General features: G+C 36.9%; 25 protein-coding genes. 18 read left to right on the forward strand and 7 right to left on the reverse strand.

Annotation, left to right across the window (positions count from 1 at the left end; translation table 11 throughout):
* Positions 1 to 53: 53 nt before the first annotated feature.
* The 4 genes from MHI10_RS08155 to MHI10_RS08170 form a co-directional block, all read right to left on the reverse strand.
* The gene (locus tag MHI10_RS08155; protein WP_340784556.1) at positions 54 to 659 is read right to left on the reverse strand and encodes a response regulator transcription factor; all 606 of its coding nucleotides are present in this window, start codon (positions 657 to 659) and stop codon (positions 54 to 56) included.
* A complete protein-coding gene (locus MHI10_RS08160; RefSeq protein ID WP_340784557.1) occupies positions 656 to 1,579 on the reverse strand; it encodes a sensor histidine kinase in 924 nt (307 codons plus the stop codon). Before MHI10_RS08160 ends, MHI10_RS08155 begins: the two co-directional genes overlap by 4 nt.
* Positions 1,580 to 1,788: 209 nt before the next feature.
* The gene (locus MHI10_RS08165) at positions 1,789 to 2,916 is read right to left on the reverse strand and encodes a DUF418 domain-containing protein (RefSeq protein ID WP_340789178.1); all 1,128 of its coding nucleotides are present in this window, start codon (positions 2,914 to 2,916) and stop codon (positions 1,789 to 1,791) included.
* Between the two features lie 251 nt (positions 2,917 to 3,167).
* Entirely contained in the window at positions 3,168 to 3,524 is a 357-nt protein-coding gene (locus tag MHI10_RS08170) for a glyoxalase superfamily protein (RefSeq protein ID WP_340784559.1), read from the reverse strand.
* A 168-nt stretch (positions 3,525 to 3,692) separates the two neighbouring features.
* Between MHI10_RS08170 and tnpB the strand changes: the two genes are divergently transcribed.
* The 3 genes from tnpB (at position 3,693) to MHI10_RS08185 (ending at position 7,861) form a co-directional block, all read left to right on the forward strand.
* Entirely contained in the window at positions 3,693 to 4,868 is a 1,176-nt protein-coding gene (gene tnpB / locus MHI10_RS08175; protein ID WP_340784560.1) for an IS200/IS605 family element RNA-guided endonuclease TnpB, read from the forward strand.
* Between the two features lie 675 nt (positions 4,869 to 5,543).
* Positions 5,544 to 6,836 carry an AAA family ATPase gene (locus tag MHI10_RS08180; RefSeq protein ID WP_340784562.1) on the forward strand — a complete coding sequence of 431 codons (1,293 nt, stop codon included), beginning with the start codon at positions 5,544 to 5,546 and terminating at the stop codon, positions 6,834 to 6,836.
* A 2-nt stretch (positions 6,837 to 6,838) separates the two neighbouring features.
* Positions 6,839 to 7,861: a 5-methylcytosine restriction system specificity protein McrC gene (locus MHI10_RS08185; RefSeq protein ID WP_340784564.1), complete on the forward strand. Its 1,023-nt coding sequence runs from the start codon at positions 6,839 to 6,841 to the stop codon at positions 7,859 to 7,861.
* Between the two features lie 100 nt (positions 7,862 to 7,961).
* On the opposite strand, the gene MHI10_RS08190 is transcribed toward MHI10_RS08185, so the two are convergent.
* Positions 7,962 to 9,464 carry a glycosyl hydrolase family 18 protein gene (locus tag MHI10_RS08190; protein WP_340784565.1) on the reverse strand — a complete coding sequence of 501 codons (1,503 nt, stop codon included), beginning with the start codon at positions 9,462 to 9,464 and terminating at the stop codon, positions 7,962 to 7,964.
* Between the two features lie 299 nt (positions 9,465 to 9,763).
* Between MHI10_RS08190 and MHI10_RS08195 the strand changes: the two genes are divergently transcribed.
* The 3 genes from MHI10_RS08195 to MHI10_RS08205 are packed head-to-tail and all read left to right on the forward strand — an operon-like array spanning position 9,764 to position 11,669.
* Positions 9,764 to 10,621 carry a LysR family transcriptional regulator gene (locus MHI10_RS08195; protein ID WP_340784567.1) on the forward strand — a complete coding sequence of 286 codons (858 nt, stop codon included), beginning with the start codon at positions 9,764 to 9,766 and terminating at the stop codon, positions 10,619 to 10,621.
* A 21-nt stretch (positions 10,622 to 10,642) separates the two neighbouring features.
* Positions 10,643 to 11,251 (forward strand): transglutaminase-like domain-containing protein, encoded by a 609-nt coding sequence (locus MHI10_RS08200; protein ID WP_340784568.1) that lies wholly within the window; start codon positions 10,643 to 10,645, stop codon positions 11,249 to 11,251.
* Between the two features lie 37 nt (positions 11,252 to 11,288).
* A complete protein-coding gene (locus tag MHI10_RS08205) occupies positions 11,289 to 11,669 on the forward strand; it encodes a hypothetical protein (RefSeq protein ID WP_340784570.1) in 381 nt (126 codons plus the stop codon).
* 55 nt (positions 11,670 to 11,724) lie between these two features.
* On the opposite strand, the gene MHI10_RS08210 is transcribed toward MHI10_RS08205, so the two are convergent.
* Positions 11,725 to 12,483 carry a methyltransferase domain-containing protein gene (locus MHI10_RS08210; RefSeq protein WP_340784572.1) on the reverse strand — a complete coding sequence of 253 codons (759 nt, stop codon included), beginning with the start codon at positions 12,481 to 12,483 and terminating at the stop codon, positions 11,725 to 11,727.
* A 247-nt stretch (positions 12,484 to 12,730) separates the two neighbouring features.
* Complete coding sequence (locus MHI10_RS08215) at positions 12,731 to 13,780, reverse strand: NAD(P)/FAD-dependent oxidoreductase (RefSeq protein ID WP_340784574.1); 1,050 nt, start codon at positions 13,778 to 13,780, stop codon at positions 12,731 to 12,733.
* 145 nt (positions 13,781 to 13,925) lie between these two features.
* Here MHI10_RS08215 and MHI10_RS08220 point away from each other — a divergent pair, with 145 nt between their 5' ends.
* The 12 genes from MHI10_RS08220 to MHI10_RS08275 all read left to right on the forward strand — a co-directional run bounded on the left by MHI10_RS08220 (position 13,926) and on the right by MHI10_RS08275 (position 25,997).
* Positions 13,926 to 14,717, forward strand: coding sequence for an ABC transporter ATP-binding protein (locus MHI10_RS08220; RefSeq protein WP_340789180.1), 792 nt, complete (start codon positions 13,926 to 13,928; stop codon positions 14,715 to 14,717).
* A 14-nt stretch (positions 14,718 to 14,731) separates the two neighbouring features.
* Positions 14,732 to 15,646: an iron-hydroxamate ABC transporter substrate-binding protein gene (locus MHI10_RS08225; protein ID WP_340784576.1), complete on the forward strand. Its 915-nt coding sequence runs from the start codon at positions 14,732 to 14,734 to the stop codon at positions 15,644 to 15,646.
* Between the two features lie 23 nt (positions 15,647 to 15,669).
* A complete protein-coding gene (locus MHI10_RS08230) occupies positions 15,670 to 16,671 on the forward strand; it encodes a FecCD family ABC transporter permease (RefSeq protein ID WP_340784578.1) in 1,002 nt (333 codons plus the stop codon).
* Positions 16,664 to 17,671 carry a FecCD family ABC transporter permease gene (locus tag MHI10_RS08235; protein WP_340784580.1) on the forward strand — a complete coding sequence of 336 codons (1,008 nt, stop codon included), beginning with the start codon at positions 16,664 to 16,666 and terminating at the stop codon, positions 17,669 to 17,671. Before MHI10_RS08230 ends, MHI10_RS08235 begins: the two co-directional genes overlap by 8 nt.
* Positions 17,672 to 18,001: 330 nt before the next feature.
* Positions 18,002 to 19,342: a sigma-54 interaction domain-containing protein gene (locus MHI10_RS08240; protein ID WP_340784582.1), complete on the forward strand. Its 1,341-nt coding sequence runs from the start codon at positions 18,002 to 18,004 to the stop codon at positions 19,340 to 19,342.
* Positions 19,343 to 19,540: 198 nt separating this feature from the next.
* Positions 19,541 to 20,323, forward strand: coding sequence for an enoyl-CoA hydratase/isomerase family protein (locus MHI10_RS08245; RefSeq protein WP_340784585.1), 783 nt, complete (start codon positions 19,541 to 19,543; stop codon positions 20,321 to 20,323).
* Between the two features lie 9 nt (positions 20,324 to 20,332).
* On the forward strand, positions 20,333 to 21,508 hold the full coding sequence (locus MHI10_RS08250; protein WP_340784587.1) for a thiolase family protein: 1,176 nt from the start codon (positions 20,333 to 20,335) through the stop codon (positions 21,506 to 21,508).
* Positions 21,480 to 22,340 (forward strand): 3-hydroxyacyl-CoA dehydrogenase family protein, encoded by an 861-nt coding sequence (locus MHI10_RS08255; protein WP_340784589.1) that lies wholly within the window; start codon positions 21,480 to 21,482, stop codon positions 22,338 to 22,340. The genes MHI10_RS08250 and MHI10_RS08255 overlap by 29 nt, the downstream gene beginning before the upstream one ends.
* Positions 22,340 to 23,473, forward strand: a complete 1,134-nt coding sequence (locus MHI10_RS08260) for an acyl-CoA dehydrogenase family protein (RefSeq protein WP_340784590.1) — start codon at positions 22,340 to 22,342, stop codon at positions 23,471 to 23,473. The genes MHI10_RS08255 and MHI10_RS08260 overlap by 1 nt, the downstream gene beginning before the upstream one ends.
* A 12-nt stretch (positions 23,474 to 23,485) precedes the next feature.
* Complete coding sequence (locus tag MHI10_RS08265) at positions 23,486 to 24,253, forward strand: SDR family NAD(P)-dependent oxidoreductase (protein WP_340784592.1); 768 nt, start codon at positions 23,486 to 23,488, stop codon at positions 24,251 to 24,253.
* 29 nt (positions 24,254 to 24,282) lie between these two features.
* Complete coding sequence (locus tag MHI10_RS08270; RefSeq protein WP_340784595.1) at positions 24,283 to 24,459, forward strand: hypothetical protein; 177 nt, start codon at positions 24,283 to 24,285, stop codon at positions 24,457 to 24,459.
* The gene (locus tag MHI10_RS08275) at positions 24,456 to 25,997 is read left to right on the forward strand and encodes a sodium:solute symporter family protein (protein ID WP_340784596.1); all 1,542 of its coding nucleotides are present in this window, start codon (positions 24,456 to 24,458) and stop codon (positions 25,995 to 25,997) included. The genes MHI10_RS08270 and MHI10_RS08275 overlap by 4 nt, the downstream gene beginning before the upstream one ends.
* Positions 25,998 to 26,024: the final 27 nt, after the last annotated feature.

Raw genomic sequence — 26,024 nt, forward strand, 5'->3', positions numbered from 1 at the left:
GGGAAGTCTTCATAGGATGTGCAATTGCATCTATGAAGACTTTTTTAATTCAATTATATCCAGCCTTTGTCACTGGCACTATTAACAGCTTGTTGCCTAGATTCTACATGAAGTTTTTGAATAGATGTTGATAAATAGTTTCGAATCGTACCTTTTGTTAAAAATAATTTTTTGCTGATTTCATTTGTTGTACATCCTTCTTTGACGAGTTGAAGTACAGCAATTTCACGCTCATTGAGAGGGTTAAGTTCTTTCTTAAATAATGTGGCAGCCAAATCTCTACTAACTACCTTTTCTCCATTGTTTATTTTTCGAATCGCTTCTATCAAATAATCAATCGGTTCATCTTTTAACAAGTACCCATGGACATCACAATCCATCGCCTTTTGTAAATAGCCAGGGCGGGCAAAAGTAGTCACAATCATGACTTTACACGGTAAATGAGCATGTTTAATTTTTTCTGCAATTTCAAGTCCGGTAAGGAAGGGCATCTCAATATCTAATATGCAAATATCGGGTACATCATTTTGAATAACATCCCAAGCTTTCTGACCATCTGAAACTTCTGCAATCACTCGAATATCGGGTTCAAACGATAGTAATGACGATAAGGCACCACGTAACATTTGTTGATCCTCAGCTAATATGACACGTATCATAAAATCGGCTCCTTCTGTTTAGAATGTTGAATAGGAAATTTAAACGTAACTAAAGTTCCACGAGTAGGTGCATTATTAATGGATGCTGTTCCTTGTAGGGCATTCATTCGTTCCTTCATAGAAGAAATTCCATTGCCCAAACTTTGATTTTCGAGACCTACACCATCATCAACTATTTTTAAACAATAGATGTGGTCAACACAATCAATTTCAACACGACAATTTTTAGCCTGACTATGTTTGATTAGATTCGTTGTAGCTTCTCTCACACATAAGGCAAGCATTGTTTCTTCTACACTTGCTAGGAGGATATTGGAACATTGATGATTCAACTTGAAAGAAATATGGGCTGTGTGTAATGCGTTTTTACAATGTAGAAGCTCACTTTCTAACGAGATAAAATTCATATCGGACACGATTTCTCTTACTTGTTTTAGTGCTGTGCGTGTCGTGGATAATATATCGTTTAATTCATCTTTCGCTCTATTTGAATCTCTGTCCATCAATTTAGTTGTCAACTCGGTTTTTATTTTAATCATCGTTAAAGTATGACCAATCGTATCATGGAGGTCCCTTGCAATACGCTGCCTTTCCTCCTGTTGTACGAGCTGTGTATTCACCGTTGCTAACTCGACTTTTAAGTTTTTCGTTTTTTCTACAAAGTAAATGAGTAACGGGAATGCTAATTGAAGCATCATAATCGGAATAATCATTGGTTCTTCTATTTTAAAAAGCTCGCCACTCTCAATCCATAAAACAATGATAAACATGAGCGCAATTGCAACCATAGCCGACGCAATATGCCATTTGACGCGTGCTCTTCCAATCAAATCGGCGAACATAAATCCAAAAGTCAACATGACAGAACCTTCGTACACGGCAATCACTGCAATAAGGAAGAGGCCAGCTAATGTTGCCAAATGAAGACGCCAATCTCGATACCATAATGCAAAATAAAACGCCACTAATAATAAACTAAGGATTATAAATTTGGCGGGTAACGATAAATCCGAGTCCGAACTTAATACAATCGAGATTAGAAAAACAATCGATACGACGTCAATTATTAAGTATTGTATTGCTTGATCTTTTGGATAAATTTTTATACGTTACACCAACCTTTTATTATTTATTTGAAATGGCCTTGCACGGCATGTTTTCGTATCCATTCCATAGGCCCAACATGAAAATAGTTAATCCAATACTGTGCAATGAAAAGTTGGAGAATAGAAAGGGTCACCCAAATAGTAATAATTTCAATGCTATTGAGCTTTCCACCTAATCCTAAGCCCCACCCATAAAAAATAAATGATGCCATTATATTTTGAAGCACGTAAATACTTAAAGACATTTTGCCAACTTGCCCTAACCTTTTCCACAGCCAATATCCCTTTGTATATTCTACCATTTTACCAATAATTCCAATATAACCAAGTGCCATTATCGGTGCAAATAAATAGCGGACAGGTAAATCAAAAGCGCCTCCAGGAATAAAGATAAGGAGATTTAAGGGGACACCAACATACAGTCCAATAGTAAGTAACCTTGTACGCGCCTGACGCCCATTTTCATCTTGAGAAAATACGCCGTTACGCATGAACTTGACGCCTAGTAAAAATAAGAAGATATTCATTGGAATAATAAAGATGGCTTCTGTTCTAAAAAACCAAAAATTCGTTAACCGATTATCAATTTGTTCAAACCAAGTACCATTTTGATAAATACTTACAATCGCATCGCTACTTGGTAAGGTCATATTAGCACCTGATAAGGCAGTTATTAAAACAAGTAATATAATGAGTGCATGAAATCCGCCAACCAAATATAAAGTACGGTTAATAGCCTTATCCCCAGTCTTTATAATAAAGGCAACAATCATTGCGGTCACCGCGTAACTCATCAAAATATCATATTCCATTACAAGTGTGAAATGGATCAAGCCCTCTACAAATAAAAATAAAACAGTCCAAATGTATACGCCCGGCCAAGCATTTCCTTTGCGCATCGTTTGTTGATATTTTAGCTCTAAACCAACACCAAACATAATCGTTAATAGGCCAAGCAGCTTGCCATTGACGAAAAATAGCACAAGCATGCGAATAAAATCATTCAATGCCCACCAACCCGTATAAGCACTGGCCGTAATATAAGATAAGTCCCCAAAATAAGCAAAAATCCAAATGTTTGTGCCGAGTGTCCCTAATACTGCAAATCCACGTAAAATATCAACTAAAGGCAATCTTTGTGTACTGTTCATCATCCGTATCACTCTTTTCCTATTTTCTTATAACTAAAATGATACAGAGAAGCAGACACGAATCCCATTCACACCCGTCAAAAGTACTTTGTGACAGGTGTCATACTGTGAGTGATTTGTTGAGTAAGTGGGGAGAAGAGGTTATTTTCGAGGAAATATAGTGTAGGGTGAAAAGGCTATATAAATAAACTTTTCACCCGATTTTTGAAAACTAACTTTTGTTAGAAGCTCTGTTAGTTCAACTGAATTGTTTATAAATGCGTACATATACGTAATTGATTTCCATCAGGATCTACGAGTGTCATCATGCGAAGCCCTTCAAGACTTTCGTTAGGAGGCTCCATAATATTGATATCTTTGTTACCCTTTAATTCGTTATACCAGTTTTCAACATTAGGAACAAAAAAGTGAATTAATCCGCCGATTTGACAGTCTTCGGTATGTTCAGTTAAGTAAATTGTCATATCATCTTTGGAAATCTGAACAAAAACAGGGAAATGAGGTTCAAACCGATGCTCCCAGTCGATTTGAAAACCCAATCCTTCTATGTAAAATACCTTACTTCTTGAATAGTCAGTAATCCGAAATGCAGGAATCACGGTTTGCATATTGACGCACTCCTTCCGTTTTTATCATTATCTGACAGAAGACTTCCACTTCAAGGAATGTGTAGGGCATAGCCCAATAAGTAAGTGGGAGATGAATGTCAGTAGGCGGTAGCCTAAAGTTTTTTCTTACACTTGCGAACGTACATTCTGTTTGATAGAATGTAAGAAATGGAGGTGAACCGATTGTTGACGTATAAAGCGTATAAATTCCGTCTCTATCCAACAAAGGAACAGACGACATTGATCAATAAAACAATTGGCTGTTGTCGCTATATTTTCAACCATTGTCTCGCTGAGTGGCAAGCCACATACAAGGAAACAGGTAAAGGCTTGTCGTATGGAAAATGCTCCGCGATGCTGCCAACATTAAAAAAACAAGAAAAAACAAGCTGGCTAAAAGAAGTAGATAGCATCGCCCTTCAAACAACGGTACGACATTTAGCGGATAGCTATGACCGTTTTTTCAAACAACAAAACGAAGCACCGCGTTTTAAATCAAAGAAAAACCCCACACAAAGCTATACGACAAAAATGACGAATGATAATATCAAAATAGTCAAAAACCGCATCCAACTCCCGAAACTAGGTCATGTGAAATTCGCAAAATCCAAAGAAATTACAGGAAAAATCATGAGCGTAACCATTAGAAGAAGCCCCACAGGTAAGTATTTCATCGCAGTTTTAGCTGAAACGGACATCCAAGCCTACCCAAAAACAATGAAAAATGTAGGCATTGATGTTGGTCTCAAAGAATTCGCGAAATTATCTGATGGTACAACCTACGCCAACCCACAGTTTTTCCGTAAGCTAGAGACAAGATTAGCAGAAGAACAACGTATTTTAGCCTGTAAAAAAGAGGGGGCCATCAAACGAAACTGTCCATTAGATGAAGCGAAAAACTATCAAAAACAGCGCATAAAAGTAGCAAAAATTCATGAGAAAATCCGCAATGCACGGCATGATTACTTACACAAAATATCCACTGAAATTGTCAAAAACCACGACATCATTGGAATTGAAGATTTGTGTGTCAGTAAGATGCAAAAAAATCCCCAACTTGCCAAAGCCATTAGTGAGGTGAGCTGGTCAGAATTCGCGCATATGCTCGAGTACAAAGCACAATGGCACGGCAAACAGGTGATTCGAGTAGGTAAAACATTTGCCTCCAGCCAGCTTTGTTCACATTGCGGCTATCAACATAAAGACGTGAAGAATCTCGCCATCCGCACATGGACGTGTCCAAACTGTCTTACAGAACATGACCGAGATCTCAACGCAAGCATCAATATTCTCCAAGAAGCATTAAGGCTTCAAACCGTAGGGACTACGGGGCTAGCTCGGTGAATTCTCCATCTAATAGAGATTTCAGCCAAGAATCTCCCCCTCTAAGCGATAGCGTAGGTGGGAGTAGTTCAATTGTATAATTATAACATATATTGAGTTCTACGATTCAGTGGACCATCCCAACTTATAGCCAAAAGAAAGGTGTTAAGCTGATATGAACTATGACAAAGCTTTTCTTGTATGATATTGCGCTTTTCCCACCATGATTGAACCTGCAAATTCAAAGCTTTATTATGGAATGACAACACTAAACTAGACAATAAATATAAGGTCTGAAGCTTGAATTATACAGGCGTTAAATAGCCAAGTATCCCGTGTATTCGAATGTTGTCAGACCAATGAACATAATCATTAAGCTCAAATGTACAAATTCTAATTTGAACTTTTATCCTATCGTTTTGCTTTGTTATTTTAGACACCGCTATAAATTGGTTTGATTGTAATTATTTGTAAAATAACAATTTACTGTATCCATATTTTAGATTTTTTTATTGCCATTATGGTGCATATGGGAACGGAAATAAATGGGGGATTTTCGAGTTTTTACGATGATTAAATCATTAGGAACCATCCTTATCGCAATAGTCGCTTCTAAAAATTACTTTATATAATTTTATATTGCAATAGAGCAATGATGAGCGTTAGTATAAGGAAGTTAGCAAAAGGAGGATAAATATGTCAATAATAGTATTGTACGATAAGTCTATAACTTTAGAAGAGTTAGATTTAAAAAAGTTAGAGTTAGAAGAAGTTAAGAAGAGCGACCATTTCGATAAGTCATGGTATTCTGAGGACCAGGATATGTTAGAAATTAACAACTATATTAATAATCAATTAGAGCAACAAAAATGTTTTGTCTATTATAGCAACGAAAAATTTTCATATACATCACAAGTAAATCGGATATATATAAAAGATGAAGAAAAATTATATTGGGAAGAGAAGAACTTTCAATTAACACATCCCGCGATTGAAAAATTTATGAAACCACTTGAGGTTAATATTAGCCTACCTGTATTCGAGTTTGACGAAAAAGAATACGATGACTTTCTAAAAAAACAAGGTCTTGCGTATAGTTTTATGAGTTGGGATAAAAAGATAAATCGAGAAAAAATATTAGATGACTTATTTGTTCCAAAAGTACAAGTCGAAAAAATGATATCAGTATTAAAACGTAAAAAAAATATTATCCTGCAGGGACCTCCAGGGGTTGGGAAAACATATATTGCAAGAAAATTAGTGGATTTACATATGATTTATAAGGAAACTCAATTTGTGAGAATGGTACAATTCCATCAATCTTATTCTTATGAGGATTTTATTCAAGGATACAAACCTCAGAGTAATGGCGGTTTTGCATTGAAAAACGGTGTGTTCTATCAGTTCTGTAAAACAGCAGAAGCAGATCCAACGCATGATTACTTTTTTATCATCGATGAGATCAATCGGGGGAATTTGAGCAAGATTTTTGGGGAGCTGTTAATGTTAATGGAAGCGGATAAACGTGGTTCAGAATATGCAATGCCGCTAACTTATTCAGAAGAAGGTGAGACTTTTTATATACCAGAAAATTTGTATATCATCGGTCTTATGAACACTGCTGACCGCTCACTTGCGGTTGTGGATTATGCATTACGTAGACGATTTGCATTTTTAGATATGTATCCAAATTTAGATGAGAAATTTATTGATTTTCTAAAGAATAACAATATATCTGACTCATTAGCACAATTTATCGCGAACAAGGTTTCACAATTAAATTCGGTCATTGAACAAGATCTCCATCTAGGAAAAGGATTTATGATTGGACATAGTTATTTTACCTCTGCCATTTCGTTTGAAAATGAAATCGATTGGTATAATGACATCATTGATAATGAGATTGCGCCAATGCTTGAAGAATATTGGTATGACGATTTAACTTTAGCACAGGAAGAAACGAAAAAAATGTATTATAAGGAGTCGTAATTGTGGCACCAATACCGATTCAGAACATTTATTATATGCTTTGTTATAGCGCAGGTTTATTACCAGAAAAGGATGAACGAGCCGTTAGTGCCATTGATAATACCGAATTGTTAGAGATGTTTGCCCAAACCTTTTTACATAAAGTGAAATCACTCGTAAAAAAAGGGTTTTACAAAGAATATTTGATTATGCAAGAAGCAAGATCAACACCAAAGGGAAAAATACTTTTTAAAGAAAGCATTGCGCAGCAAACCTTCTTAAAAGCTCAACTTGCTTGTCAATTCGATGAATTCACAGTCAATATTTTACCGAATCAGCTGTTGAAAGCGACGATTCATCAATTGATCAAACATCCTAGTGTTAAAAAAGATACGAAAGATCAACTAAAAAAACTATATCCCTATTTTCATGAAATCGAGTTAATCAATCTCAAACCGCAATATTTTGATCAAATTTTGTTGCATCGAAATAATCGGCACTATAAAATCTTACTTTCAATGTGCAAACTTATTTATTTTTCAAATTTGATTGATGAAAATGAGGGTGTTTTTGATTTTATTCATTTTGATCAAACTAATAAAATGAATGAATTATTTGAGCAATTTGTTCGGGAATTTTATAAGCTAGAGCAACCAGAGTATCGCGTATATCGCGAGACTATGCAGTGGAAAGTTGGAGCTATACATACAGGGGATGCCAGCTTGATTCCTAAGATGCAGACAGATATATGCTTAGTGAATAATTTTAAGAAAATCATCATAGATACAAAATATTATAAACAAGCATTGAAAATGAATTTTCAAATGGAACCAAAAGTTAATTCGGAAAATCTTTATCAATTGTTTAGTTATTTATCAAATGCTGAACCGCGGGAGTATATGGAGGGGATCTTACTGTACCCTGAAACTGATCAATATGTTAACCTAGCATTTGAAATGAATGGCTTTACAATGAAAGTTTGTACGATTAATTTAAACCAGGATTGGAAAAAAATTAAAAAAGATTTATTAGCGCTCATACAATAAACAAAGTAATTTTAACGTATGGAAATAAATGTAATTAGAAAAAACAGGGCTCATTCTACACGTTTCGTAGAACAAGCCCTGTTTTCATTTTATATCTTAGTTAATAGTGTTTAAAATCCTCACTCGCACGATTCACCATTGCAGCAATTTGTGCGCGCAGTACATAATCATCAGGAGCGAATTTACCTTTTTCTTTCCCGGTAATAATTCCATGACTGCTTAATTTTAAAATATCTGCATACGCCCAATGCCCTTTTGGTACATCATAAAAAGGGGATTTACTCGTATTGCTAGATGGATAATCTACCACTCTCGATAAAATAGCAGCTAATTCTGCTCTTGTAATGCGAGCGTCGGGTTCAAATAGATATGGGTTTGTTCCGCTCACAATATTATATTTATTGGCAAGTTCAATAGACCGTTTTGCCCAATGGTTAGCAGGGACATCGATAAAATAATTAGGTACTGTTTCATTTTTCGCATTTAACCCAATCGCGTTTATAAGGATCGTCACCGCCTCTGCTCTTGTTAAATCACCATTTGGGTCAAAATTATATTCATTTTTACCACTAATCCAGCCTTTATTGAAAAGGGAAATAATATCTTTTTCAGCCCAATGGTTTTCTGAATCAATAAAATGATGTTCGCCATTTGCCCAAGCGGAATAGAATTTCCAAATGTTGCTGTTTGCTTGATTTAAGTCCCAGCTACCAGAGCCTCTTAAATTGTATTTATCTATTAATCTTAATTTATATTTTAACGATAAATTATTATCATACCAAATTGTATAATTCCCAGGTGCTAGTTTTTTCCCATTAATCGTAGTAGGTGAATCACTGCTTTTCACTGTGAATTTGGCAAATGCTGATTTTGAAGCATTGTCAAAATAAAATTTACCTTTATGTTTATTCACAATGCCTGGTATCGCTTTATTCGCAACGCCATCTCCACCAATTCTCTCGGCATCATTCCAAATTCGACCGTAGAAAGGGAGTCCCATAACAATTTTTTTGGAATCCACACCTTTGTTTAATAAAGATTGTATCGACCTTTCAACAAATAATAAACTCGCAACAGGACCTACTGGACCACCGTTATAGCTTTCATCATAGGACATGACCATTAAGTAATCGCTATACTCACTTAATTTTGCATAATCGTAAGAGCCGTGCCATCCTGTTGTCCAGTTATTCGGATTGGCAGCAACCGCAATCGAGATGATTTTATCTTTCGGCAATTTTTCACGTAATAAGCGAATGAAATCTGTAAATGCATCTTTATCTGTATAATTTAAATTCTCAATGTCTATATCGATGCCATCTAAATTATTTTTAATAATAGAATCGGCAATTTGAGTCGTTAATTCCTCTCTATTATACATGGCCATTTGAGCTAAACCGCGGTCCCAATGGTTAGAAATGAAAGGCACTACTTTTAATCCTCTTTTGTGTAATTGATCTACGAAACTCTTATCAATGGAAGATTTTAAACTGCCGTCAGCGTGTAACTCAAAAAATCCTGGTATAACGGTATTGATTGCACCGAATGTTTGATCAATGTTCTTTAAAGAAGTATTCGAATTGGCGCCATATAAATAAGACATATGAACGTCACCAAATGAGGCATTAGCGCGAAATGGAGCGACGAGAAAAGTAGTGAAAAGGATGGGAATGAGCAAATATATTTTAAAGTTTTTCATTATAGTCTTCTTTCCTTATGATAGATTTTATCTACTCTATTATCTACTACTCAAGTCAATCATTTCAATTATGAAAATATGGATTCGTTACGTTATATTGTAAGGAAAGCCAATTTCCTAGTAGGGGATTAATTGTTAGAATGTTCAGTTTACATAAAATACCTAGTTTACTATAATAGGTGTAAACTGGAAGAGGCATGCGTATGGAAACAGAATGGTTAAGGACTTTCATCGTGGCAGCAAAAACAGAGAATTTTCGTGAAACGGCAGAAAAATGTTTTATAATGCAATCTACCGTGACGAAGCATATTCAGCACCTTGAAAAAGAGTTACAAGTATCGCTTTTTGATCGCAATCATAAACATGTAAAGTTAAATCATGTCGGTGCACATTTTTTACAACAGGCAGAAAAGATTGTGGCAACGATTGATGAAGCATTTAACAGTACGACATCCTTTGTTAATGGATTTACTTCGCAATTAACAATCGGCGTAGCTCCACAAATTGCGAATTCCACATTGCCAGCAATAATTGAGAAGTTTCAACGACAAAACCCATCCATTCAACTGTCAATCGAACTCCTAAAATCCAATGAAATCGGGGAGGCGGTTTATGCGGGACAAGTAGATATCGGATTATCGAAATTAACATCAACGCGTGATTTACAAACAGATATCTTAGCACAAGAACCACTTCAACTAATTGTCCCAAAATCTAAAGAGAATACCGATGCTATGACATTATTGCAACAAGAGACGATTTTAACACATGAATTTGCGCCATATTGGCAGGATGTGCAACAAGTTCTGCAGCAACTTCCAAGCTATAAAAGTATGCATCTCAATCAAACAGAATTGATTAAAAACTTTGTGAAACAAGGGTTAGGCATCGCATTTTTGCCAAAGAGTGTGATTGGTGAGTCTGATCAGCAACAAATGCTTCACGGTTACTCCGTAAAGGAATTTCAGCATATCGTATCTATGACCTATTTTTTGACGAAATATAGGACGGCTGATGTTGAGGCTTTTTTAGCGGTATGTCGGACTGCTTATGAAAAATGAATTTAGATGAGGGTGAATCAAATGACATTTGTCTTGGAATCAAACGATTTAAATGAATATCTTCTAGAAACAGAGGAAGTAAATTATACACATCCAATGATTCAACATAAAATATCAGAACTGTTTCAACCAGATTTTACCGAAAGCCAAAAGATAGAAATTGCTTTTAAGTTTGTCCGTGATCAAATTCCGCATTCATGGGATATACAAAGTGATATTGTAACAAGAACCGCGTCAGAAGTGTTAGAGAAACAGACAGGGATTTGTTATGCGAAGTCCAATCTATTAGCCGCACTGCTTAGAGGGATAGGAATTCCATGTGGCTTTTGTTATCAAAGGTTAATGATTTTTGATACACCTGAAAAAGGTTACTGCTTACATGCTTTTAATGCTGCATATATTGAGGATTTACAAAAATGGATTCGCATCGATGCAAGAGGAAATAAACCGGGTGTGCATGCAGAGTTTTCTTTGGGGAAAGAGCAATTGGCATTCCATGTAAATGTGGAAATGAATGAACAAGATTATCTAACCATCTTTATGAAACCTAATGAAAAGACAATGGAAACGTTGAGAAGAAACCGAAATGCAATAAGGATGTATAAATATTCATTACCGGATACGTTATAGGGTGCAAAAACTAATTGAGGGGAAAGAGGGTGAATGCTTGAAAAAGTTAATGAGTTTCTTAATAATGACGGTTTTTATATTGACGGCTTGTAATTCAGAATTGGCTATTACAGAACAAGACACCGTGCCAAAAAGCGTAAATGAAATACTTGGGGTTCTTGATTCGGATGATTATGTTCAAATGATTAACGATAGTAAAAAAGATATTTCCTATATCGTAATTAATACGGAGGGCAAAGTTACAGTTCGTGTCGAAAGTAAGGGAGATTCTATATTAATTTACATTGACGAAGTAGAAACTGAAAATGAAGATAAGAAGCAGCGTGTATTTAAATTAACAAGAGATCGAGATTATGAAATGATTGAGTTGTTTAAAAACGACGAGTCCATTCCGTTTGATACAGTTGCTGCAATTTAAACGAAAAAACAGAGTTGACCTTAATCGGTGCAACTCTATTTTTGTTGAAATGATATCAAATTTTCGTTGCAACAAAACGTAATCGGCAGTAATCAGCAATCCATTCGTCATTTTGATAATAGGCGGGCTTTAATATTTCCTCACATTTCGTATACACTTGCTCTTTTTCAAAATCTATTAAATCTTGCAGTATGTTGTGACTAAACATTTTTAGCCAATTTCGTAAACCATCTTCACCTGAAAGCGTTGTTGGACGTTCGTATAAGGTAATCGTTTCTATCGTAAAGCCAACTGTTTCTAAAATTGTTTCGTATTCTTCAATAGTTGGAAAATACCACGGAAAATAATCTTCATTGTACGCATAATTTAATGTCGACATACTTTCCTTTATCGCGCCTACAATGGAAGCAATATTGCCGTGACCTCCCATTTCTGCGACAAATCGACCATTTGGTTTTAATGCATTATAAATATTTTGGATGACCTTATTTTGCTGCTTCATCCAGTGTAGGGCTGCATTTGAAAAAACGGCATCAAATTGATTTGTAAAGTGCATTGCTGCGGCTTCTATTGTGCTGAATTCAATCGTTGGATACTTTTGCTGTGCAGCTCGAATCATATCCTGTGAGGCATCAGTTCCTTGCACAAATGCGCCATGGGAAGCGATTTCCTGTGCTAAATCTCCTGTACCACAGCCAACATCTAAAATCCATTCATTTTCCTGCGGGGCAAGGACTTCCACTAAACTTTCCCCAAACTTTGATACGAAATCATGCTTTTGATCATATAAATGAGCGTTCCATTTTGTTTTCATCTCATCGTCATCTCCTTTTTTAAAGCATAACAAAGGGTGGGTGTTGGCGAAAATTCCGAAAAGCGAGTGTTTTGATTCCGAATTGGAATATGGTGGATAGAAATTGAAATGTGTTGGATAGAATCGAAAAACTGTTGGATAAAAATCAAAATGTGTTGGATAAAACCCCAAAAGTGACGGATAGTACTGTTATTCAATGATGAAAACCGGTGTAGAAGTACTCTTCACCGGTTTTCCTTAGCGCCTATTAAATAGATGAATGAATTTCTTTCTCATGAATAGCACGGTTCTTTTCTTTGAACGCTTCGTTATGTGAAGAAACCATAGCACTACGAGATGCTGTTGGTTCTAAGTAAGTTTTAACCGAATTGACGGCATTTGCGGCATCTTGGAAAGTCCCTAAGAGAAGATTAATTTTACCTTCAAAAGATAAAATATCACCTGCTGCAAAAATACCGGGTTGTGCCGTTTCTCCAGTTGCTTTCCCTTCAAAATAGTAATCGTCTTTTTTGGGAATCGTAATAGATGGTTCAAATTGTAATGAAGCTTCACAGTTATAACCGTGACTGACGATAACTTCGTCGATAGGGCGTGTATAGGATTCTTTTGTTATCGCATTTTCGCATGTTACATATTGAATCGCTGTTTTATCTGCATTTGCCAGCAGCTTCGTAATAGATGTATGACATTTGATTGTTACGCCAGCATCCACCGCCTCTTTTATCGTTGCTTCATGAGCAGAAAGGTTTTCGTTGCGATAGACAACCGTTACGCTTTGAGCAATTGAGGATAGCTCCACTGCCCAGTCGAGTGCCGCATTCCCGCCGCCAGAAATGATGACATTTTTGCCTGAAAATCGCTTGAAGGACTGCACAGTATAATGCAGATTCGTCATTTCGTACTTCTCTGCACCTTCTAATGTAAGCTTCTGAGGGTTAATAATCCCACCGCCAACTGCTAATAAAATTGTTTTAGAATAATGAATATCTCCTTGTGCTGTATGTAAAGCAAAAACTTCATTTTTGCGTTCGATAAAATCTACTTTTGTTCCCGTTAAAATGGTAGGATCAAATGTTTTCGCTTGAGATATTAATTGTTTAACAAATTGCTCGCCCAATATCGGGGGATGGCCACCAATATCCCAAATTAATTTTTCAGGATAAAGTAAAACCTTCCCACCAAGTGAATCTTGACTCTCGATTAGCTTCGTTTTTAAGCCGCGTAAACCACTATAAAAAGCGCTGTATAGTCCGGCAGGCCCACCACCAATAATTGTTACATCATAAACATTTTGCATGTTTTATCCACATCCTTTAAAAATAATAAAAAAATATTGACAAATAATTAATTGATAACTAGACTAACGTTAGTGATAATGATTATCAATATCGTTTGGTGGAGTTATCATATCATTTATACATATAAAAAGAAAGTGAGGATATATTTTGCGTTTACAAATAGAATCGATTCGTGTTGGTTACGAAAATAAAACCATTGTGCACGATTTATCGCTACAAATTCCAGACGGGAAAATCACAACAATTATAGGTTCGAATGGCTGTGGAAAATCTACATTGTTAAAAGCGATTACGAGAATTTTGAAGCATGAGCGCGGGCAGGTTATTTTGGATGGTCAAAATATTTCAGAGTTAAAAACTAAGGAATTAGCAAAAAAACTTGCAATTTTGCCACAAACTCCGGAAAGTGCACACGGTTTAACTGTTGAAGAACTCGTATCTTATGGTCGATTTCCATATCAAAAGGGCTTTGGTAATTTATCGCAAAAGGATAAGGACGTCATTAACTGGGCTTTGCATGTAACAAAAACAGATGAGTATCGGGCGCAAACAGTAGATGCCTTATCGGGTGGTCAGCGTCAACGCGTATGGATTGCAATGGCATTAGCGCAAGAAACGGACATTATCTTTTTAGATGAGCCAACGACCTATTTAGATATGGCGCATCAATTAGAAGTTTTGGAATTACTGCGTGAGCTCAATGAGAAGGAAGGACGCACAATTGTTATGGTGCTTCATGATTTAAATCAAGCAGCTCGTTTTTCAGATTACATTGTGGCACTTTCCAAAGGGCATCTTGTGAAATTTGGTATGGCAGAGGAAGTGATTGTACCAGAAGTGTTACAAGAAGTTTTTCATATTGATGCTGTAATCGGTAAGGATCCACGAACAAATAAGCCAATGTGTATTACATATAACTTATTACAAACAACTTAAAGGGGATAGTTAAAATGAAAAAATGGCTTTTACCAATGTTTATGATGGTCGCAATTGTACTTGCAGCATGCGGCAATAACGAGGAAAGTGAAGAAAATACAGGAAAGGAAACTTCAGCAGAAACGATTACATACCAATCTGAAACAGGTCCAATTGAAGTACCTGCAAATCCGCAACGTGTAGTTGTCCTGTCTTCATATGCAGGAGATTTAATAAACCTTGGTGTGAACATGGTTGGAGTTGATTCTTGGTCTGCCAATAACTCGAATTTTGCAGAAGGTATTAAAGATGCTGAAATCGTGGCTAATACAGATATCGAAAAGATTTTAGAGTTGAATCCAGATTTAATCATTGGTTTAAACAATATTGAAAATGCAGATAAACTATCGGAAATCGCGCCAACTGTATTATTTACATATGGCAAAAATGATTACTTACAACAACATATCGAGATTGGTAAAGTAGTGAATAAAGAAGCAGAAGCAATTGGCTGGGTAAAAGATTTCAAAGTACGTGCTGCTGAATTAGGTACAAAAATTAAAGAGAAAATCGGTGAAGATGCTACGGTTACTGTTGTAGAAAACTATGAAAAACAATTTTATTTATTTGGCGATAACTGGGGTCGAGGAACAGAAATTTTATATCAAGAAATGGGCTTAAAAATGCCGGAAAAAGTGACAGAGGTTGCTTTAGAGCCAGGTTACTTTGCCATTTCTCAAGAAGTAATAGGTGAATATACAGGTGACTTCGTTATTTTAAGTTTATCGAAAGAACAAGATTCTGCTTTCTTAAATACTGATTGGTATAACGAAATAGAAGCGGTAAAAAATGGTCAATTATTCGAAGTGGATTCAAAAGAATTTTATTTCAATGATGCAATGACTTTAGATTATCAATTAGATTTTTTTGAAGAAAAGTTTTTAAAATAAGCGAGTAAAAGGAAGCAAAAGCAATGGCAAAATTTAGATGTCTCCCATTTTGGCTTCAAGTGTTATTAGTATTCGTCTTATTAGTTGGTACTGCTAGTGTTTCGCTATGCTTTGGTGCAGCAAACACGTCTCTAAAAGATGTCTATGAAGCAACATTTGGACAAAGTGGTGGAAAGCATTATTCTATATTACGTGAAATTCGATTTCCACGTATCATTGCGGCAGTTTTTGTCGGAAGTGCATTAGCAGTAGCGGGGGCTATTATGCAAGGGGTCACAAGAAATCCATTAGCTGATCCGGGACTTCTTGGGCTTACAGCAGGTGCGAATGCGGCACTTGCCCTTACGCTTGCCTTTGTGCCAAATACTTCATATATTCTGCTTATTTTTGCATGCTTCATTGGTGCTGGAATAGGGATGATGATAGTTTTTGGCATTGGAGCTTCGACAAAGAGTGGTTTTTCTCCGTTAAAACTCGTTTTAGCGGGGGCAGCCGTTTCAGCTTTGTTACAAGCAATTGCCGATGGTACGGGGATTTTATTCAATATTTCAAAAGATGTTTCAATGTGGACTAGTGGCGGCTTAATTGGAACAACATGGTATGCGCTTATTATCGTACCAATTATTATAGTAGGATTAATTGTGGCATTTATTTTTAGCCGCCAGTTAACAATTTTAAGTTTAAATGAAGAAGTAGCAGTAGGCTTAGGTCAAAATACGACGATTATTAAAATGATAATGATGGGCGTAGTTGTTGTGTTGGCAGGAGCGGCTGTCGCACTAGTAGGGAATTTAGCATTTGTCGGCTTAATGGTACCGCATATTGTTCGTGCTTTTGTTGGAACAGACTATCGTTACGTATTACCAATGAGTGCTCTAGTGGGCGGTTGGTTTATGGTGATGGCTGACTTTGTAGGGCGTATGATACATGCACCGTTCGAAACGCCTGTTGTAGCCATTATTTCGATTATTGGACTTCCATTCTTCTTACTATTAGTTCGTAAGGGAGGTCGTCAAATTGCTTAAAGGGCAACGAAACAAACAACGGAAATGGCTCGCTTTTTGGATATTGATAACAGTAGCTGTTTTCGTGATTGGTATTTCATTAGGTGCCGCATCCGTCTCAATTGACCGTATCGTTCCAATCTTACTTGGAGATGGTAGTTTTAAAGAAGACTTCGTGTTGTTTTCGATACGTTTACCTCGATTATTTGTGTTAGCAGCGGCTGGAATGGCATTAGCGCTAGCTGGAGCTGTACTACAAGGTGTAACACGTAATGACTTAGCGGATCCAGGAATTATTGGAATAAATGCGGGTGCAGGTGTCGGAATTACACTGTTTTACTTATTTGTAAAAGGGGATTTACCGCATTTTGCATATGTTTTACCTATCGTCGGCTTTGTCAGCGCGATGTTCACGGCATTATGTATTTATTTTTTTTCCTATAAGAAAAATCATGGCGTACAACCTGTACAATTAATTTTGATTGGTGTGGGGGTAGCTTCCGCATTATCGGGTGTGATGATGATCTTAATTTCTTCTGCTGAGCGTAGTGATGTGCAGTTTATTGCACAATGGCTTGCCGGAAGTGTATGGGGCACGGATTGGCCGTTCTTATGGGCGTTGTTGCCATGGCTTGTAGTGGGAATACCATTTGTTTTCTATAAGGCGAATGTTTTAAATGTGTTGGCTATGTCCGAACAAACGGCAATTGGTTTGGGGATGAATATTCAACGGGAACGCCTCCAATTATTAGTCGTAGCTGTGGCACTTGCAGCGGCGGCGGTATCTGTAACAGGAGGAATAGCCTTTATCGGTTTAATGGCACCACATATAGCAAAACAATTAGTGGGACCGCGCTATCAATTCTTTTTACCTTTAACACTATTTATCGGAGCAAGTTTATTAATGCTCGCTGATACGATTGGTAGAGTCGTCATTTCTACGGCGACGGTACCAGCTGGAATCGTCGTAGCGTGCATCGGCGCACCATACTTTTTATATTTATTACGCAAAAACGGCTGAATGGAATTTTCGTTCAGCTGTTTTTTGCTGTTGGTAACGCTTTGAGACATTGTAGCAAGATCTATAATATCCTTTACATGATTCATATTTGTTTCAATGACAGTTAACAATGGATTTTCATTTGATTTTTCATAAATATGCCTTTCTAACACCGTACTCTCAAAATTACATAAACCCCCTTAATATATATCATTTTTCTAATCTCCAACGGCGGGTTTAATCATTCTGAAAAAATGAAATAATTTAATTTTTAATATATCTATTTGATACCTTGTGTATAATAAATGCTATATCGCGAGTGGGAATTACCAAATAAAGAGGTGGTTTTTAGTGGGGGTCAATGAAATATTAATTCAAGCAATCGAACAAAGTTATGAAGGGATTTTACTGACGGATTTAGATGGACGTATTTTCTACGCGAACGCTGCAGTTGAAAAAATTTCTGGAGAGCCTTTATCTAGCATAGTTAATCACACGATAAAAAATATGCTTGATGGTGGACTACTGAAGGAATCAACGAGTCATGTATTAAAAAAAAATCCGTTAACAATTTATCAAAAAATAAGTAATGAGAAAGATGTATTTATTACGAGTAGTCCAGTGTATGGTGATGACGGAGAGATTATCTGTTATATAGCGAATTATAGAAATTTAACATCTTTAAATAACATGTTTGAAGAACATTTAGCGTATATATCATTAAATTATCTTGAGCTCGAACGTTTAAGAAAGAATTTAACGCAAACAGAAGGATTAATAAGTAGTTCGCCTAATATGGAATCTGTAAAGCAAATGATCGAGAAAATTGCGAAAACGGATGCGACAGTACTCATTCAAGGAGAATCTGGGACAGGGAAAGAGGTTGTAGCAAAAAATATTCATACAATTAGTGAGAGGAAGAGTAGTGCCTATATTCAAATTAATTGTGGGGCTATCCCAGAAAATTTAATAGAGTCCGAACTATTTGGATATGAGAAAGGTGCATTTACTGGTGCTTCTACAAGTAAGGCTGGGTTACTAGAAGTTGCAAATAACGGTACCGTCTTACTCGATGAAATTGGTGAGATGCCACTTCATTTACAAGTGAAATTATTACGCTCAATTCAAACAAATGAAATTACTCGTGTCGGTGGAACATCTACGAAACAATTAAATGTGAGATACATTGCTGCTACGAATAAAGATTTGAAGCAGTTAGTAAAAGAAGGTAAGTTTCGAGAAGATCTGTATTACCGCCTCAACGTAGTGCAAATAATAGTACCACCTTTACGAGAACGAAAAGAAGATATTCCCTTGCTTTTCCAACATTTTCTTGAAAAGTTTAATCGTAAATATAATAAAAATCTGCAAGTTTCTTCTGGTGCCTTAAAATTATTAAAGGAATACACGTGGCCTGGTAATGTGCGCCAACTTGAAAATGTTGTTGAGCAATTAGCAATACTTGTAGAAAATACTTTAATTTGTGAAAAAAATCTACCGTTAGAAATCAACAAGCAACCAGCATATCAAAATAATAAGGAAGCAAAAACGTTAATTGAAGTGGTTGAGGAGGCAGAAAGAGCCGTCATTGGAAAAGCACTTGGAGAAAATTCATCCATCCGTAAAGCTGCAAAAGCGCTCGGCATTAGCCATGCTACGTTATTACGCAAAATAAATCGTTATAAAATTTAGGGTGATTTTGTTCGTATGGTTCAAATATGAACCGGAAATAACGGAAATATAACAAATGGTTCAAAAACAAACCGGTTATGGTTTGTTTTTGAACCATTTTTATTGAGCTGAAAGTAAGAAGCCTTATAAATAAGGATTTATATTGATTATTTTGGTTGGCATGTAAATTGCTATAGATAATGTAAGGAGGGGTTGGCGATGAATCAATCTTTTAAAATGATTCAACTCAGTTCACTAAATAGTGAAAATAAAGTAGTTGAAATCAAACTTAACAGACCAGAGTCGAAAAATGCTCTTAATACACAGCTCATTATTGAACTAAATGAAGCAATTTACAATTTGCAAAAACAAGATGTAAAAGTCGTCATAATTAAAGGTTGTGAAGGAAACTTTGCTGCTGGCGCTGATATTAAAGAAATGCTAGATGCTTCACTCAAAGAGATTCAAGAATTTACAAATCGTGTTGCTGAAATTCAATATGCTATGAAAGTGAGCCCGATTATTTTTATTTCAGCAATTGAAGGGCATTGCCTTGGTGGTGGTTTAGAACTTGCTCTTTCCACAGATATCAAGATAGCAAGTGAAACGGCAATATTTGGTTTCCCAGAAGTGAAACTCGGTATTTTACCTGGAGGAGGGGGAACGCAGCGGTTATTGACTCTTACTGGTAGCTCTTTCGCCAGTCATTATATATTATCGGGCGAACTATTTACGGCGCAAAAAGCGTATGACATGAAAATAATTAGTGAAATCGTTTCAGAGGTAGATAAAGAAGCTCTCGAAATGGGGAAGAAAATTGCACAACACAATGGTCATGCTCTAAAAGCTATTAAAGAACTTATTACGGGAATTGAAAATCAAGAACTTACGGTGGGGCTCCAACTAGAGCGGCAAATGTTCCAATCATTATTTACGATTGGCGAAGCTAGAGAGGGTCTGCTAGCGTTTGTTGAAAAGAGAAGACCAAATTATGTTAAGTAGGTGGAAATTATGGAAACTGTTTATATTATACAAGCAAAAAGAACACCGATTGGCTCATTTGGAAAAGCCCTACAATCACTATCGGCAGTAGATTTAGGTGAAATTGCTATCAACTCTTTATTCAATGAAAATACGGCTTTAAAGCAAGAAGTTACGGAGATTTATATTGGTAATGTGTTTAAAAGTGGAATAAAAGGTAATCCGGCAAGGCAACTCGCAATACGTACGGAACTTCCCATTTCAACGGTGGCGATGACGCTTGATATGCAATGTGCGTCAGGAATGGCAGCTTTTATTCAAGGAGCGAACCGAATTCAGCTAGGTGAAGCAGATTTAGTTGTAGTAGGTGGAATTGAATCGATGACAAACGTTCCGCACCTGATGATGGATGCACGTTGGGGAAAACGGATTGGCAATCCAAAAATAGTTGATGCACTTATGCACGATGGACTTATATGTGCTATTGAAGATTATCATATGGGCATCACAGCGGAAAATCTTGTACAAAAATACGGATTAACTAGAGAGACTCAGGATGAATACGCATTGCAAAGTCAACAACGAGCGCTTATGGCTATTCAAGAAAATCGTTTTACACGAGAAATCGTGCCAGTAGCGATGAAATTACGAGGAAAGGAAGTTATCTTTAATCAGGATGAGCATCCTAAAGATACCTCACTTGAACATTTAGCTAAGTTATCTCCTGCATTTGCGGAAGGTGGTACAGTTACGGCAGGAAATGCTTCTGGATTAAATGATGGTGCGGCTGCAATACTGCTTGCATCTGAGCAGGCGGTACAACGATTAGGATTAAAGCCGTTAGCAAAGGTAGTTTCGACTGCCTCACATGGTGTTCAACCTTCCATCATGGGTATCGGTCCAGTGCCAGCAATGCTCAAAGCACTCGATAAGGTAGATTTATCAATGGATGAAATGGACTTAGTTGAAATAAATGAAGCTTTCGCAGCACAAGTGTTAGCGGTAAATACAGAGCTTAACATTCCGAATGAGAAGTTAAATGTAAACGGCGGTGCTATTGCACTTGGTCATCCGGTTGGAGCTTCAGGGATACGCGTAATTGTAACACTATTACATGAATTACAAAGGCAGTCTTTATCAAAAGGAATTGCTTCATTATGTGTGGGAGGTGGATTAGGTGCAGCAACAATTATTGAACTCGTTTAAAAAAGTTTTAGTCGTTGGTGGAGGATTAATGGGAGGTGGAATCGCACAAGTCATTGCACAACAAGGAATACATGTTGTAATTATCGAACGGACCAAGGAAGAATTAGATCGTTCAAAAATAAGAATAAAGAAAATGATAACCCGTTTCAATAGTGAGGAATCAGTAGAGTGGGTGTTCGATAATATCACTTTTTCAACAAACTATCAGGATGGGTATGATTGCGATTTAGCTATTGAAGCAGTGCCTGAAAAAATGGAATTAAAATTAGAAGTATTTAGAAAGCTGGATGAAATTCTCCCTCCTAACGCGGTACTAGCAAGTAATACGTCCTCACTTTCAATTGCAGCGATGAGTAATGTTACAAAGCGTCCAGAAAACGTTGTTGGAATGCATTTCTTTAGCCCGGTACCAATTATGAAGCTTGTCGAGATCGTTAAAGGCATGAATACTTCGGATGAAACAATTGAAAAAATTCGAGCATTTGGAGAAAAAATTGGCAAGAAGATTATTGTTGCTAATGATTTTCCTGGTTTTACAGTAAACCGAGTGCTTGTGCCGATGTTGAACGAGGCTGCATTTTTAGTTATGGAGGGCAATGATCCTGAAGAAATAGATCGTGGCATGATACTTGGAACTAATCATCCTATTGGGCCACTAAGACTAGCGGATTCGGTAGGGATAGACGTGCTTTACGACACATGTATGAGCTTATTTGAAGGCTTTAATGATTCAAAATATCGTCCATGTCCTTTGCTGAAACGTATGGTGGAAGCAGGATATTTAGGTAAAAAAACAGGAAAAGGTTTTTACGATTATGGGGGAGAAAAATGATGACAAAATTACTTGAAGAACGTCAAATGATTCGTGAATTAGCAAAAAAAATTGCGCAGGATTACCTTATTCCGAATGCGTACGAAGTGGATGCCAAGGGAGAAATGCCATGGGAAAATATTCGTGTCTTAGCGGAGAACGGCTTGTTTGGTGTTCATATACCAGATGAGTACGGGGGAGGAGGCGCAGACTATTATTCGCAATTAGTGGTAACAGAAGAGATTGCGAAAGGTTGTGCTTCAACAAGTGTGGCATTATCAACACAAGCATTAGCTATGGCACCGTTTTTGGTTAGTGCATCACATGAGCAGAAATTGAAGTATTTGCCACGATTAGCAAGTGGTGAAGTCCTTGGTTCATTTGGAATTACTGAACCGCAAGCAGGGTCTGATGTATCCGGGGTCAAGACGACGGCAGTAAAAGATGGCAATGATTATATTATTAATGGTCATAAAATTTTCATCACAAATGCGGGAGAAGCTGAAATTTATGTATTTGTTACACGAACGGGTCAGCATCGTACAAAAGGGATATCCCTCTTCATCGTTGAAAAAGGAACACCTGGTTTAAGCTTCGGTAAAAAAGAAGAAAAGATGGGTATTCGAGGCTCAGTCACTCGTGAAATATTCCTGGAGAATGTCCGTGTACCAAAGGAAAATATGATTGGTACAGAAGGAGAAGGATTTAAAATTTTGATGGAAGTTTTCAATGAAACGCGACCAGTTGTGGGTGCACAAGCATTAGGCATTGCGACTGCTGCTTTCGAATACGCCAAAGACTACATTCAGCAACGTTCGCAATTTGGTCGTACATTAGACCAGTTTCAGATTTCTCGCGCCAAAATTGCAGATATGTTTATACAATTGGAAACTGCTCGTCTTTTAATCTATGAAGCTGGTAGAAGAATTCAAGAGAATGATAGCCAAATTCCGCTGTACTCTTCAATGGCGAAGTGCTACGCATCGGATATCGCAATGAGTGTGACAATAGATGCAGTTCAGCTATTGGGTGGAAATGGCTATATTCGAGATTACCCAGTAGAACGATATATGCGTGATGCAAAAATTACACAAATCTATGAAGGTACTAATCAAATACAACGTTTAATTATTGCTAATGAATTATTAGTTTAGGGGGAGAAATTCATGGAAATGTTTAGTCTTGAAAATAAAGTGGCAATTGTTACAGGTGCTGGTCGTGGGATTGGCCGTAGTGTCGCTATTGGGTTAGCAGAGGCTGGTGCAAAGGTTATTGTGTGCAGTCGAACGGAATCAGAATTAGTAACACTTCAGCAAGAGATTAATGCGATAGGAGGAGAATGTGCGATAGTGACTTGTGATGTCGAAAAAACAGAGCAAGTTCAACATGTAATCAATTTCACGAAGGAAAAGTACGGAACTATTGATATTTTAATTAATAATGCAGGCATTACAAAAAAAGTGGCAGCAAAAGATTTGGCACTAGAAGATTTCGAAAAAATTATCAGTGTGAATTTAACAGGAGTATTTTTATTCGCACAGCTTGCAGGGCGTGTAATGATTGAACAGGGGTTTGGTTCAATCATCAATGTATCTTCAGTTGCTTCAGAGCAAGGAATAACTGGTTCAGTGGCTTATGCAGCAAGTAAGGGGGGAGTAACGATGCTTACAAAAACGCTGGCATTAGAATGGGCGAAGCTTGGTGTGCGTGTCAACGCAATTGCACCAGCTTACGTAGAAACTCCTTTGGTTGAGGCAGTAAAAAATTCACGTGAGGGATTTGAGGAGTTGGTTAACAATCGTACACCGCTCGGAAGAATGGCTAAACCTCAAGAAATGGTTGGTGCATGTATTTTTCTAGCAAGTGAAGCGTCGACATACATTACAGGTGAAACAATCTTTTTGGATGGCGGATGGCGTACTTTTGGGCTATAAAATCAATAATATGATAAGGAGTGTGTTATATGTTTAATATTCCAGGTGAGGGATGGATCGCACTTAGTATTTGGTTTACAGTCATTATTATTCCATGGGTTTATTCGGCGTTTTTAATTAAGAAAATTAATGATTCTGGAGTGGAGCGTTGGGGTGCAAAAAAAGCTGAGAACGTGACACAAGTGAATAGTGAGGTGAAAGTATGAATATTGCAACAGCAATCATTGCAGTTGTATATGTTATTGTTCTGTTCTACTTCATTATTAAAGGAAATAAAAAAAGTTCAAATATAGATGATTTTACTGTAGGTGGCTGGAGTATGAGCCTTGGCATTAGTATTTTCTACTTCACAGCAACATGGGTAAGTGCAGCATCAGTTTTAGGTGTACCAGGAATTCTATACGCAAATGGCTTTGCTGGGATTACAGGTTGGTTTGCTGGTTGGTTTTTTGCAACAGCGATCCTACCGTTAATTGCATATAAAATTCGTCGTCCGATGTTTCCAGTGCGGACAATTCCAGAGTATATGAGATTGCGTTTCGAGCCTTATGCAAAGAAGAGCTTCCTACAGAGTTGGTCATCAGTCATGATTATTTTCGGTTATATCAGCTATGTAACAATTCAAATTACAGGGATTGGTTATCTTTTATCACAAGTCACAGGGTTAAGTTATATCGTTTCCATCTTTATCTTCCTCATCTTCATTTTAATTACTGTATTAGGTGGGGTATGGTCGGTTGCATTGACGGATGTACTTAATACGATTGTGATTATCGTTGGGCTTATTTTTGCTGCGAGCCTTATTTTAATGAAGACTGGGGGCATAAGTGAGTTATTTGCACAGGCGGCCCTTATTAATACAGCGGCAACTGAAGGTGGAACAGCAATTCCAAAAGGAGGACTGTTTAGCCCGCTAGGAACATTCTCAATGGCAGCAATGATTGGGATTTTCTTATCTAACTCTTTGGGTGCGGCGGTATCGCCACATTGGCCAACACGTCTGTTATCAGCAAAAAATGTGAAAACAGCTGTATTTACCCCATTACTTTCTACTGGGTTATTGACATTAGTATTTTCATGTTTACTAGTACTTGGAATTGGTGGGCGTGTACTGATACCAACAATGCCAAGTGGAATGACGACAGATCAGATTGTACCATTACTTATAAGCCAACATATGAATCCACTTGTAGCAGGTATATTGATTGCAGCAATTTTTGCAGCAGCACTTTCTACTGCAAATGGGATGATTTTACAAGCGTCAATCGCCACATCATACGACTTATACCGAAATCTTAGCAAGAAAAAGGTAGAGGATAGGGCATTAATTCGTATTACACAAGTTTTATTAATTATCATTTCAATTATTTCATTTGTGTTCTCAATTAATCCTCCAGCCTTTATAGCGATGGTTGCTGCATATGTATTTGGATTCTTTGGTTGCGCATTTATTGGGCCAATCTTCTTCGGATTGTATTGGAAGCGTGCAAATAAGCAAGCAGCTTACGTAGGTACAATTGTTGGTGCCGTTACTTATATTTTACTAATAATTTTGCAAAATCAAGGTGTTTATACATTTATTATTCCACCAGTTGCAATTGGAATGGGATTATCTTGTACAGGTATGTTAATTTGTACACTTATTTACCCACCAGCGCCTCGTGTTGCATGGGAACCATACTTCGAGGAGCATATTTCTAAAGAAACTAAAGAACTAGTTGATCTAGCTATGAAAAATGGATAAGTAAAGAATGAAAGTTGTAACAAATCT

Source organism: Solibacillus sp. FSL K6-1523 (assembly GCF_038005225.1).
In the GTDB taxonomy this organism is placed as follows: Bacteria; Bacillota; Bacilli; order Bacillales_A; family Planococcaceae; genus Solibacillus.